Genomic DNA, 12,571 nt, shown 5'->3' with positions numbered 1-12,571 from the left:
CAGCCGACCGGACGACGCGTGCGCGGTGGCATTCGGCCCGCGCTGCGGACGCTACTGTTTCCGCAGCGCCGGATTGTCCCAGCCCGGACGCGGCGCGAAGCGGTCGCCGTGCGCCGTCCGCAGCGCTTCGAGTTTTGCCAGCAACGCGTCGGTGCCGGTGTCGCGGATGTACTGGATCGGGCCGCCGCGGAACGGCGCGAAGCCGGTGCCGAAAATCACGCCGGCATCCAGCAGCTCCGCGTCGGCGACCACACCGTCGTGCAGGGCGGCGACGGCTTCGTTGAGGAAGGGCAGGATCAGGCGGTCTTCCAGATCGTCGGGCGCTTTGTAGTCGGCGGGAATCTCCGGCTTCCGCGCCTTGCCGTTCTCCCACTTGTAGATGCCCTGGCCGTCCTTCTTGCCGCGTTTGCCGGCTTCCGGCGGTGCGGACAATGCGGCCGGGATCGGCAGGCCGAGGAAGGGCGCGAGTTCGGCGCCGACGCCGACGGCGACATCCAGACCCACCGTGTCGATCAGTTCGATCGGGCCCATCGGCATGCCGAACTTCACTGCGGCCTTGTCGATGATCGGGCCGGGAATGCCTTCGGAATAGGCGGTGACCGCTTCGAGCATGTACGGGAACAGCAAACGGTTGACGAGGAAACCCGGCGTGCCCGCGACCGGTACCGGCAGTTTGTCGATGGCTTTGCAGAACGCGGCGAGGCGTTTTTCGGTCTCCGGCGCCATGCTGTCGTGGTGGATGATCTCCACCAGCGGCATCATCGCCACCGGGTTGAAGTAATGCAGGCCGGCGAACTGCGCCGGACGCGCGATGTGTCCGCGCAGTTCGGTCAACGGGATCGACGAGGTGTTGGTGGTGAGCAGCGCATCGGCTTTCATCTTCGGTTCGACCGAGGTGTACAGGTCGCGCTTGGCGTCGGGGCGTTCGATGATCGCTTCGATCAGCAGATCGGCCTTGGCCACGCCGTCGCCTTCGAGATCCGATGCCAGCCGTGCCGCGACCTCGGGACGTTTGCTCTCGTCCTTGACGCGCTTGGCGAACAGCTCCTGCGCGCGGGCCATCGCGGTGTCGATGAAGCGCTGCTCGCGATCCTGCAGGGTGACGTTGAAGCCTTTGTACGCGGCCCATGCGGCGATGTCGCCGCCCATCACGCCGGCGCCGACCACGTGCACGTGCGCGATCCCATGATCCTTGCCGCCGAGCCCTTTCAGGCGCTCCTGCAGGAAGAACACGCGGGTCAGGTTGCGCGCGGTGGGCGTGGCGGCCAGCTTCGTCACCGATTTGCGTTCGGCCTCGAGCAGCGCGCGGGTGCCGCCGCTGCTGCGGCGCCAGGTTTCGATCAGCGCGAACGGTGCCGGATAGTGGTCCTTGCGCGCCTTGCGCGCAACCTGCTTGACCATCTGCGGTGCGAGGATCTCCCGTGCAACCCGGGTGTTGGTGATCCAGGCCATGAAGTTCTGCTTGAACGGCCGGTCGCTGCCTTTCAGCGCCAGCGTCGCGGCGGCTTCGATCAGATTCGCAGCGTCCACGACCTTGTCGACCACGCCCAGCGCGCGCGCGGACGATGCAGACAACGTGCGCCCGGTGAGCATGATGTCCATCGCCGCAGGCGCGCCGATCAGGCGCGGCAGACGCACGCTGCCGCCCCAGCCGGGATAGATGCCGAGCTTCACTTCGGGCAGGCCGATGCGGGTGGACGGGTCGTTGGTGGCGATGCGGTAACGGCAGGCCAGCGAGATCTCGGTGCCGCCGCCCATGCAGAAGCCGTGGATCGCGGCCACCGTGGGGAAGGGCAGGTCGGCGATGCGCTGGAAGATCGCCTGGCCACGACGGATCGAATCGCCGATGGTGCCCTTGCGGTCGAATTCCTGGAATTCGCGGATATCGGCGCCGGCGATGAAGCCCTTGTCCTTGCCCGAGCGCAGCACCAGCGCCTTCGGCGGTTCCAGCACGATGCGTTCGAGCAGGCTGTTCAGTTCGATCAGCACCTCCTGGCCGAAGGTGTTCACCGATTCGCCCTCGCGATCGAAGGACAGCACGAACACGCCGTCCGGTCGCAGTTCGGTCTTCCAGTGGCGCAGACGCAGGCCATCGAGGCCGGGCAGGGCGGAGGTCATGATCGTGAATCCATACGCTGGAGGATGGCCCTATGATCCGGACCATGGTGGGACGGCGTCAAATCGGGCATTTCGAGATGGCGGACGACACGATACTGCGAGACGGCCCGCGAGCCAGCGCGCGAGCCGGCGCGGCACGCCTTTGCGGCATGGCTTGTGGCAGTGGTGCGCTGTCCCCAGATGAATGCATGGTGCATGGGGCGGTCGTGGTCGGGCTGCCGGGGGTGGGGAACTTTTGCCCGACCTGTATTGTCCGAAGGCCCGGCTAGTCCGCCGGCCCGATCCACATCCAAGGAGAGCCGGCCGGATGGCCGAAGTGACGACAGAAAACCTGGACCTCGAACTGGTCCGAAGGGTGCAGCGCGGCGACAGCGCGGCGTTCGACCTGTTGGTGCGCAAGCACCAGCATCGGGTCGTGGCCGTGATCGGGCGCTATATCCACGACTGGAGCGAGTGCCAGGATGTCGCCCAGGACACGTTCCTGCGCGCCTACCGGGCGATCGGGAACTTCCGCGGCGACGCCCAGTTCTCAACGTGGCTGCATCGCATCGCCGTGAATACAGCAAAGAATCATCTGGTGGCCCACAAGCGTCGCCCACCCGGCGACGACATCGACATCGACGACGCCGAACAGTTCGAGTCGGCGCTGCGGATGCGCGACAACGACACCCCGGAGCGCGAATTGATGCGTCAGGAGATGGAACAAACGGTGATGCGCGCGGTCGAAGCCTTGCCCGAGGAACTCCGGGCGGCGATCACATTGCGTGAGGTGGACGGTTTGAGCTACGAAGAGATCGCGCAGCAGATGCAGTGCCCCATCGGCACGGTCCGTTCGCGCATCTTCCGGGCCCGCGATGCCATCGACACGCAGTTGCGCCCCCTCATGGATGCACCCAATCCCCGCGAACGCGCAACCCGCTGATTCGCAGACCTTCATCCGTAATCCGACATCGACGCCCTATGACTGGATTGCCCGATTCCCCCGCTTCTTCCGTTTCACGCGATGCCGATGGCCGGGATTTCCACCGCGAACAGCTGTCCGCGATGATGGACGGTGCGCTTTCGGCCGATGAAGCCAAGTTCCTGCTCCGACGCATGGAGCACGACGATGCGCTCGCCGATTGCTGGGAACGCTGGCAGTTCGTCGGCGATGCGCTGCGCGGTCAGGCCGATCGCGCCCTGCCCGCTGATTTCTCGCGTCGCGTCGGTCGCGCCATCGCCGACGATCTTGCTGTCGCCGCCATGGATGACGCACCGCTGGCGGTGGCCGCGCATGGCAACGCGCGCGGGTCGTTGTTGCGTTGGGGCGGCGGTGCCGCGCTGGCCGCATCGGTGGCATTGGCTGCGCTGATCGGTACCCGCATGCTGCCGGTGCCGGACGGTAAATCATCGTCAGTGGCGCCGAGCACGGCCTCCGCCGGACAGCCGGCCCCGGTGCCCACATCTCCGACACCGGCACCGATATCCACACCCCTCCCGGCGGCCGACCTTGCGCCACGGCCGCTCGACCAGACCGGATCGTTGATCGCAGAAGCGGGCACGGCCGTCGTACTGGCCGCAGTCGCCGGCAGCGACCGCCGCAGCTCGCGTCCGCGGATCCTCGCCCGAGATCAGGCCGTCGCGGTGTCCTCCGCGTCGACGACGAAAACGGTCGCTACGGCAGCGGCGCGCACGACTGCTGTTGCGGGCGTCGCTGCCCAGGGCAGCGCTATCGCGGCCCAGGCCCAGATAGCGTCCAAACCATGGCCGCGCGCGCTGGTGCCCGGTGCCGCCGTGCATGGTGAAGTGACTGCCGACTTCGAAGGATCGCCCGCGTTCCGTCCGTTCCAGCCGCGGCTCGACCCGCAGGCTCCGCAACCCGCTTACCCGGTCGAAGACAGCGCCTCGCCGCCCTGATCGTCCGCGGCGGGCGGCGCTTGTCCGCAGCCATCGTCTCCGCAGCCATCGTCAAAACTCCCTTTCTCCCTTTATCGAGGACGCTTCCCCGATGAAACAGTCGTTCCGTACGCTCGCGCTCGTCTCCGCTGCTGTCGCGGCCACCGCCGCCGCGACGACCATTCTTCCGATCACCGCAAGCCAGACCGCGGCGTCGCCCGGCGCACCAGCGACGGCATCGCATACGGGCGTTGCCGTCGCTGCCGAGGCGATCAACGCGCCGATGGTGACCGGCCTGCCCGATTTCACCCAACTGGTGGAGCGGGTCGGGCCGGCGGTGGTCAATATCGAAGCCACCGGTTCGGGCCGGAGCAAGGCCGCTGCGCGCGATCGCGATGCCGCGCCGGACGAAGAGGAAGTGCCGGAGTTCTTCCGTCGCTTCTTCGGCCCGGATGCGCCGTTTCCCGGCGGTCCCAGCGGGCCTGGTGGTCCCGGCGGCCCGCAGGGTGGCCCCGACAGTCTCTCCATCGGCACCGGTTTCATCATCTCCGGCGACGGCTATCTGTTGACCAACCATCATGTGATCGATGGCGCCGACGAGGTCAAGGTCACCTTGTCCGATCGCCGTGAATTCAAGGCGAAGGTGGTGGGCAGCGATCCGCAGTCCGACGTTGCCGTGCTGAAGATCGCTGCCGACGACCTGCCGTATCTGCGCACCGGCGAATCCAGGGCGTTGAAGCCGGGGCAGTGGGTGGTCGCGATCGGTTCGCCGTTCGGTCTCGATCACTCGGTCACCGCCGGCATCGTCAGCGCGGTCGGTCGCGCCGCCAATGTCGAGCAACGCTATGTGCCCTTCATCCAGACCGATGTGGCGATCAACCGCGGCAATTCCGGCGGCCCGCTGTTGAACACCCGTGGCGAAGTGGTCGGCATCAATTCGCAGATCTTCAGCAACTCCGGCGGCTACATGGGCGTGAGCTTCGCGATCCCGATGGATGTGGCGATGAATGTCGCCCAGCAGATCAAGGCCAGCGGCAAGGTCAGCCGCGGCCAGATCGGTGTGCAGGTGGGCGCGGTCACTTCGGAGATGGTCAATGGCTTCGGTCTGCCCGACACCCGCGGTGCGCTGGTCAACGATGTCCGGATCGGCAGCCCGGCGGAGAAGGCCGGGATCGAGGCCGGCGACGTGATCCGTACGGTGGACGGCACCCCGATCGACGACTTCAGCGATCTGCCGCCGCTGATCGGTGCGATGACGCCCGGTGCGACCGCCAAGCTGGGCATTCTGCGCAACGGCAAGCCGATCGAGCGCAGCGTGACCCTGACCCGACTCGACGAATCGACCGTCGCCGGCAACCCGCAGCGCTCATCGCCGCGCGAGCCGTCGCAGCAGGGCAAGGTCAATCGGTTGGGGCTGGTCGGTCAGGACATCGGCGCCGACGAGCGCCGCGAACTGGGGCTGCGCGATGGCGAGGGCGTGGCGATCGCCCGGGTCGAGGGCAATGCGGCGCGCAATGCCGGGCTGCGCCCGGGCGATATCATCCTGCGGGTCGGCACCGTGCCGGTCGGCACCGCCTCGGCGCTCGATCGCGAAGTGGCCAGGACCGGCGTCGATCGGACCGTGATGCTGCTGGTCCGTCGCGGTGGCGCGACCCAGTTCATCGCGATCGCGCCCAGCCAGGGCGACAAGGAGTAATTGCGTACGCGTCGCCCCCGGCGCACGGGGCGACGTTCCGGCAGGCATGGATCCGATCCGTGCCGGGCCCGAGGTCGCGCTGTGCGATAATCCGACGTTTGACCTCAAGGCCACGATGGCCCGCGCCGCTCCCCATGACTGATCCGATGCGGAACATCCGCAACTTCTCCATCATCGCCCACGTCGACCACGGCAAATCCACGCTTGCCGATCGCATCATCCAGCTCTGCGGCGGGCTGGAGGCGCGCGAAATGGAAGCGCAGGTGCTCGACTCCAATCCGATCGAGCGCGAGCGTGGTATCACCATCAAGGCCCAGTCCGTGTCGTTGCCTTACAAGGCGAAGGACGGGCAGGTCTACCAGCTCAACTTCATCGACACCCCCGGCCACGTCGACTTCAGCTACGAAGTCAGTCGTTCGCTGGCCGCCTGCGAGGGCGCGCTGCTGGTGGTGGACGCGGCGCAGGGCGTGGAGGCCCAGTCGGTCGCCAACTGCTACACCGCCGTCGAGCAGGGCCTGGAAGTGGTGCCGGTCCTCAACAAGATCGACCTGCCGACCGCCGACATCGAGCGCTCCAAGGCCGAAATCGAAGCGGTCATCGGCATCGACGCCACCGACGCGGTCGCGATCAGCGCCAAGACCGGCCTGAACGTGATCGATGTGCTCGAAGCCATCGTCCATCGCATTCCGCCGCCCAAGCCGCGCGATACCGACAAGCTGCAGGCGTTGATCATCGACTCGTGGTTCGACAACTACCTTGGCGTGGTTTCGCTGGTCCGGGTGATGCAGGGCGAGATCGTGCCCGGCACCAAGATCCTGGTGATGACCACCGGCCGCACCCATCTCGTCGACAAGGTCGGCGTATTCACGCCCAAGCGCAAAGAGTTGAAGAAACTCGGCGCGGGCGAAGTGGGCTGGATCAACGCCAGCATCAAGGACGTGCACGGCGCGCCGGTCGGCGACACCCTGACGCTGGCCAGCGACCCCGCCGACAAACCACTGCCGGGTTTCCAGGAAATGCAGCCGCGCGTGTTCGCCGGCCTGTTTCCGGTCGATGCCGAGGACTATCCCGATCTGCGTGAAGCGCTGGACAAACTGCAGCTCAACGACGCCGCGCTGCGCTTCGAGCCGGAAAGCTCCGAAGCGATGGGCTTCGGCTTCCGCTGCGGCTTCCTCGGCATGCTGCACATGGAAATCGTGCAGGAGCGCCTGGAGCGCGAATACAACCTCAATCTGATCAGCACCGCGCCCACCGTGGTCTACGAGGTGCTGAAGACCGACGGCACGGTCATGTCGCTGGACAACCCGGCCAAGCTGCCGCCGACCAATCACATCGAGGAAGTCCGCGAGCCGATCATCCGTGCGAACATCCTCACGCCGCCGGACTACGTCGGCAACTGCATCACGCTGTGCGAAGAGAAGCGCGGTTCGCAGATCGGCATCAACTATCTCGGCGGCCAGGTGCAGATCAGCTACGAACTGCCGATGGCCGAAGTGGTGCTGGATTTCTTCGACAAGCTGAAATCCGTGTCGCGCGGCTATGCGTCGCTGGACTACCACTTCCTGCGCTTCGAAGCCGGCCCGTTCGTGCGCGTGGACACGCTGATCAACGGCGACAAGGTCGATGCGCTGTCGATCATCGTGCACCGCAATTACGCCGACCGTCGCGGTCGCGACCTGTGCGAAAAAATGAAGGACCTGATTCCGCGACAGATGTTCGATGTCGCGATCCAGGCCGCGGTGGGTTCGCAGATCATCGCGCGCAGCACGGTGAAGGCGCTGCGCAAGAACGTCCTGGCCAAATGCTACGGCGGCGATATCAGCCGCAAGAAGAAGCTGCTCGAGAAACAGAAAGAAGGCAAGAAGCGGATGAAGCAGGTCGGGCGGGTGGAAATCCCGCAGGAAGCCTTCCTCGCCGTGTTGCAGATGGACAGCAAATAAGTCGAGGATGCGGACGTCGGCCATCGGGAAGCGTCGCAACGCTTCCAGGGCGGGCATCCTGCATCTGCGATTGGCCCGTTCCCCATTCTGATTCCCTATTCTCGATTTCCGTTCCGAAGGAAGCCCCATGGTCTGGTTTGAACTCATCCTCGTCACGTTGACCCTGCTGACCGGCCTGATCTGGCTGGGGGACCGGTTGTTCTTCGCCAAGCGCCGGGCGAATGCCGGAGGCCTGTTGGACGAAGCCAGGGAGCCGGTCGTGGTCGATTACGCACGGGCGTTCTTTCCGGTGCTGGCGGTGGTGCTGATGCTGCGCAGCTTCGTCGCCGAACCGTTCCGGATCCCGTCCAGTTCGATGATGCCGACCCTGTTGATCGGCGATTTCATCCTGGTCAACAAGTTCACGTATGGCCTGCGCCTGCCGGTGACCAACAAGAAGATCATCGAGATCGGCCAGCCCGAACGCGGCGACGTGGTGGTGTTCCGCTACCCGGGCAAGGGCCCGAACGACCCGAACACCGGGCTGGATTACATCAAGCGCGTGATCGGCATGCCCGGCGACAGCGTCAGCTATCGCGACAACCAGCTGACCGTGAACGGTACGCCGGTGGTGTACGAGCCGATCGGCGAATACGTGGGCACCGGCCCCGGTGTGGAGATGACCGGGGCCAGCGAAATCCGCGAGAAACTGGAGGGCCACCCGCACTCGGTGCTGGAGATCACCCAGCTTCCGGGGATCGATCAGGGCGAGGGCGAGTGGGCCGTCCCGGCCGGTCACTACCTTGTGATGGGCGACAATCGCGACCGCAGCGATGATGGTAGATTCTGGGGCTATCTGCCGGAGGAGCGGCTCCGCGGCAGGGCGTTCCTGGTGTGGTTGAACTGCAAGGGCTGGTTCTGCACCGACAGTTTCGACACCTCCCGGATCGGCAACGGGATTCCGTAAGCACCTCCGTTTTCGGCATCCGCACGTTTCCGCTTACGCCTTCAACAACACCGCCTTCATCAACTACGTCATCGTTCCGGGGGATTTCAGACATGCGACGCAATCAGAGCGGTATGACCTTGATCAGCTTCGTCATCGTAGCGGCAGTGGTGGGCACTGCCTTGTACATCGCCATGAAGCTGTTCCCGATGTACCAGGAGTACTACGCGGTGAAGTCGGCGGTGAAGGGCCTGGCGGCCGAAGCCGGCATCGCCAACGAACAGCCCGCGCAGATCAAGCAGAAGCTGTTCCGGCGGTTCAATATCGGTTACGTGGACGATGTGAAGCCCGAACACGTGAAGATCGAGAGCACCGGCAGCAGCAAGATCATGCACATCAATTACGAAGTGCGCGTCAACATGATCGCCAACCTCGATGCGGTCGGCAGATTCAACGTCGATCAGCCGCTCACCGGCCAGGCTGGCTACTGATCACGGGGCGATCGAGGGTGTCTGCGACGATCGCTTGCGGTGGACATGTATTCCGCGACCCGGCGCTGCTCGAACGGGCGCTCACGCATCGCAGCGCCGCGGCCATCCACAACGAACGGCTCGAATTCCTCGGCGACGCCCTGGTCGGGATGATCGTGGCCGAAGCGCTGTACATGCGTTGGCCGAAAGCGGTCGAAGGCGAGCTGACCCGCGCCCGCGCCGAACTGGTCCGCGAATCTTCGCTCGCCGAGCTCGCGCGCAAGCTCGAACTCGGGCAGCGCATCGTGCTCGGGCCGGGGGAAATGAAGTCCGGTGGCCATCGCCGCGATTCGATTCTGGCCGACGTGCTGGAAGCCGTCGTCGCGGCGATCTATATCGACGCCGGTTTCGAGGCATGTCGCGCGGCGGTGCTGCCCTGGTTCGCAGATGCCATCGAGGCCCTCCCGCCGCCGCACAAACTGGGCAAGGACGCCAAAACCCGCCTGCAGGAATGGCTGCAAGCCCGGCAGTTTCCGCTGCCCACCTACACGCTGCTGGCCGAAACCGGCGAAGACCATGCCAAGGTATTCCGCGCCGAATGCGCGTTGAGCGAGCCGGACGTGCGCCGCGCAGGCGAAGCCGCGTCGCGCCGGGCTGCTGAACAACTGGCGGCGGAGGCGGTCCTGCAGGTGGTCGCGCCGGGCGCCTGAATCTCCTGTGGGAGCGGCGGAAGCCGCGATGCTGAGCCGAATTTCCGTTGTTCATCGCGGCTTCCGCCGCTCCCACAAGGGCAGCATCCTTTCCGCGCATGCGCTGCGCGCCCGTTATCCGTAGTCGGCGCCGTACAATGCCGCCATGACCGAATCTCCCTACCGCGCCGGCCACGTCGCCGTCCTCGGCCGACCGAATGTCGGCAAATCGACCTTGATCAACGCCCTTGTCGGCAGCAAGGTCAGCATCGTCTCGCCGCGACCGCAGACCACCCGCCACCGCCTGCTCGGCATCGCCACGTTTCCCGAAGGCCAACTGCTGCTGGTCGACACCCCCGGCATCCATCGCGATCACGGCAAGGCCACCGCTTCGGCGATGCACAAGATGATGAACCGTGCCGCGCGCGGTGCGCTGGAAGGCGTCGACGCCGCAATGCTGGTGGTACGCGCGGGGCAGTGGAGCGAGGAAGACACGCTGGCCTACGACGCGCTCAAGAACGCCGGCATCCCGGTGGTGCTGGTGGTCAATCAGGTCGACCGCTTCCCCGACAAGACCGCGCTGCTGCCGTATCTGCAGACGGCCACCGAAGGCCGTGAGTTCGCAAGCATCCATCCGGTGTCCGCGCTCAAGCGCAAAGGCCTGGAATCGCTGGTGAAAACCGTGCTGACGCAGTTGCCGGAGCAGTCCGCGCTCTACGCCGAGGACGAAATCACCGACAAGAGCCAGCGTTTCCTCGCCGGCGAACTGGTCCGCGAGCAGCTGATGCGCCAACTCGGCGCCGAACTGCCGTACGCGACCACGGTCGAGATCGAGAGCTTCGTCGTCGATGGCACCATGCTGCGTATCGGCGCGGTGATCTTCGTCGAGCGCGAGAGCCAGAAGGCCATCGTCATCGGCAAGGGCGGCACCCGCCTGCGCGAGATCGGCAGCAAGGCGCGCATCCAGATGGAACGGATGTTCGACAGCAAGGTCTTCCTCGAAACCTGGGTCCGCGTGCGCGACGGCTGGTCGGACGACGAGGCGGCATTGAAGGCGTTCGGGTATACGGAATAGCCGTAGCGACGATGGCCGATCTTCCGCATCGCTGTCCATGCTGTGGCTGCAAGACGCTTGCGACGAGAGGCGCTTACGACATCTGTCCGGTCTGCTTCTGGGAAGATGACGGCCAGGACGACGATGATGCTGACGACGTGCGGGGCGGGCCCAACGGCGATCTGAGTTTGACTGCGGGCCGCGCCAATTACCGGCTGTTCGGCGCATCGCGAGAACAAGATCTGCCTCATGTGCGTCGACCGAACCCGCACGAGATCGCGGACGACTCCTGATCCGATGCGCTACGCCGCCGAGCCCGCCTTCGTCCTCCACGCCCGCGCCTGGCGCGAAACCAGCCTGCTGGTGGAAGTGCTGACCCATGAACACGGACGCGTGGGACTGATCGCGCGCGGCGTGCACGGGCCGAAGAAGCAACAGCTCCGCGCGGCGCTGCAGCCGCTGCAGCACATCCGCTTCGACGGCGTGCAGCGCGGCGAGCTCGCGCAGCTGAGCGCGGCCGAAGCCATCGACGAAGCGCCGCGCCTGCACGGCGAGGTGATGCTCGCGGGGTTTTATCTCAACGAATTGATGCTGCGACTGGCGCCTCGCCACGACGGCGTCGGCATGCTGTACGCGATCTACGGCGAAACCCGCGCGCGGCTGGGGTTGGAACTGCCGCTGGCGTGGACGCTGCGACGCTTCGAGCGCGACCTGTTCGAAGCGCTGGGGGTCGGGTTCGCCTGGGATTGCGATGGCGACGGTATCGTCATCGATCCGGCGGCGCGCTATGTGCTGGATCCGGAACACGGACCGCGGCGCGTGCTGGGCGATGCGGGCAGGGCAGGACGCAGCCAGACCGCCACCGGGCGCGCGCTGCTCGATCTCGCCGCCGACCGCGAGCCCTGCACCGAGGACATGCCCGGCCTGCGCCGCGTCATCCGTGCGCTGTTGCTGCATCACCTCGGCGGACGCGGTCTGAAGTCGTGGGAATTGATCGCATCGCTGCCGCGTGCGCCGGCGGATGGCGCGGCCGTCGCGACTCAGCCGGACAGCGACGCCAGCGTGTCCTGAAGCGCGCCCTCGAACTGCGCGACGACGCTCGCGACATCGGGAGCATCCTGCAGTGCGCGCGTCGCCGCGCCCAGGCGTGCCGCACCGACAAAGCCGCAGCTCGCCTGCAATTTGTGCAGTTCGCTGCGCAGCGCAGCGACATCGCGATACGCCAGTGCAGCCCTCACACGCTCCGACACCCGCGGCAATTCCAGCGCGAACAGGCCGCGCATGGTGTCGACATGCGCGCGGCTGCCGTTGAGCGCGCGCAGGGCCGCATCGTCGTTCCATACCGGCTGTTTGCCGCAGCGCAGGAAGGTATCGTTACTGTCGACGGCGTCCGCTTCGACGCAGGCACCGCCGCAGAATCGCCGCACGGTGCCCTGCAGTTGCGCAACCGACAGCGGCTTGATCAGCACTTCCTCGAAACCCGCATCTATCAGCGCATCGAGCGCTTCGCGCCGCGCGTCGGCGGTGTGCGCCAGTGCCCGCGTCAGCTGGCCCTGCGCGCGCAGTTCGGCGAGCAGATCCGCGCCGAGGCCATCAGGCAGGTTCGCATCGAACAGCCACAGATCGTGCGTCTGCGCAGCCGCCTTGTTGCGCGCTTCGGCCAGCGTTCCGGCCCTGTCGACCCTTGCCGGCACGCCTTCGATCGCCGCGCACAGGAATGCGGCGCTGACCGGATCGTCTTCCAGCAGCAGGATGCGGGGCAGGGGGAAAGCGGATGTATTCATCGCGGGTCATTTAAGCTGAG

Annotated in this window: 12 protein-coding genes; 10 read left to right on the top strand and 2 right to left on the bottom strand. The window is 66.1% G+C overall.

What is annotated here, in order from left to right; translation table 11 throughout:
• Positions 1–51: 51 nt before the first annotated feature.
• Positions 52–2,118: a 3-hydroxyacyl-CoA dehydrogenase gene (locus HOP03_00240; GenBank protein NOT86591.1), complete on the bottom strand. Its 2,067-nt coding sequence runs from the start codon at positions 2,116–2,118 to the stop codon at positions 52–54.
• 307 nt (positions 2,119–2,425) lie between these two features.
• Between HOP03_00240 and rpoE the strand changes: the two genes are divergently transcribed.
• The 10 genes from rpoE to recO all read left to right on the top strand — a co-directional run bounded on the left by rpoE (position 2,426) and on the right by recO (position 11,838).
• Entirely contained in the window at positions 2,426–3,040 is a 615-nt protein-coding gene (rpoE, locus tag HOP03_00235; protein NOT86590.1) for an RNA polymerase sigma factor RpoE, read from the top strand.
• A gap of 38 nt (positions 3,041–3,078) precedes the next feature.
• Positions 3,079–4,014, top strand: coding sequence for a sigma-E factor negative regulatory protein (locus tag HOP03_00230; protein ID NOT86589.1), 936 nt, complete (start codon positions 3,079–3,081; stop codon positions 4,012–4,014).
• Positions 4,015–4,105: 91 nt separating this feature from the next.
• Complete coding sequence (locus tag HOP03_00225) at positions 4,106–5,689, top strand: DegQ family serine endoprotease (GenBank protein NOT86588.1); 1,584 nt, start codon at positions 4,106–4,108, stop codon at positions 5,687–5,689.
• Between the two features lie 146 nt (positions 5,690–5,835).
• Positions 5,836–7,629 (top strand): elongation factor 4, encoded by a 1,794-nt coding sequence (lepA, locus tag HOP03_00220; GenBank protein NOT86587.1) that lies wholly within the window; start codon positions 5,836–5,838, stop codon positions 7,627–7,629.
• Positions 7,630–7,756: 127 nt separating this feature from the next.
• The gene (gene lepB, locus HOP03_00215) at positions 7,757–8,575 is read left to right on the top strand and encodes a signal peptidase I (GenBank protein ID NOT86586.1); all 819 of its coding nucleotides are present in this window, start codon (positions 7,757–7,759) and stop codon (positions 8,573–8,575) included.
• Between the two features lie 92 nt (positions 8,576–8,667).
• Positions 8,668–9,045 carry a DUF4845 domain-containing protein gene (locus tag HOP03_00210; protein NOT86585.1) on the top strand — a complete coding sequence of 126 codons (378 nt, stop codon included), beginning with the start codon at positions 8,668–8,670 and terminating at the stop codon, positions 9,043–9,045.
• Positions 9,046–9,062: 17 nt separating this feature from the next.
• Entirely contained in the window at positions 9,063–9,734 is a 672-nt protein-coding gene (rnc, locus tag HOP03_00205) for a ribonuclease III (protein NOT86584.1), read from the top strand.
• Between the two features lie 145 nt (positions 9,735–9,879).
• Positions 9,880–10,788 (top strand): GTPase Era, encoded by a 909-nt coding sequence (gene era, locus HOP03_00200; protein NOT86583.1) that lies wholly within the window; start codon positions 9,880–9,882, stop codon positions 10,786–10,788.
• Positions 10,789–10,799: 11 nt separating this feature from the next.
• Positions 10,800–11,060: a hypothetical protein gene (locus HOP03_00195; GenBank protein ID NOT86582.1), complete on the top strand. Its 261-nt coding sequence runs from the start codon at positions 10,800–10,802 to the stop codon at positions 11,058–11,060.
• A gap of 4 nt (positions 11,061–11,064) precedes the next feature.
• Positions 11,065–11,838, top strand: coding sequence for a DNA repair protein RecO (recO, locus tag HOP03_00190; protein NOT86581.1), 774 nt, complete (start codon positions 11,065–11,067; stop codon positions 11,836–11,838).
• Here recO and HOP03_00185 read toward each other — a convergent pair.
• Positions 11,808–12,551, bottom strand: a complete 744-nt coding sequence (locus HOP03_00185; protein NOT86580.1) for a response regulator — start codon at positions 12,549–12,551, stop codon at positions 11,808–11,810. The genes recO and HOP03_00185 overlap by 31 nt on opposite strands.
• Positions 12,552–12,571 lie beyond the last annotated feature (20 nt).

The sequence above is a fragment of the Lysobacter sp. genome (assembly GCA_013141175.1).
Lineage (GTDB): Bacteria > Pseudomonadota > Gammaproteobacteria > Xanthomonadales > Xanthomonadaceae > Lysobacter_I.
This window is presented reverse-complemented; position numbering and strand designations above follow the sequence as displayed.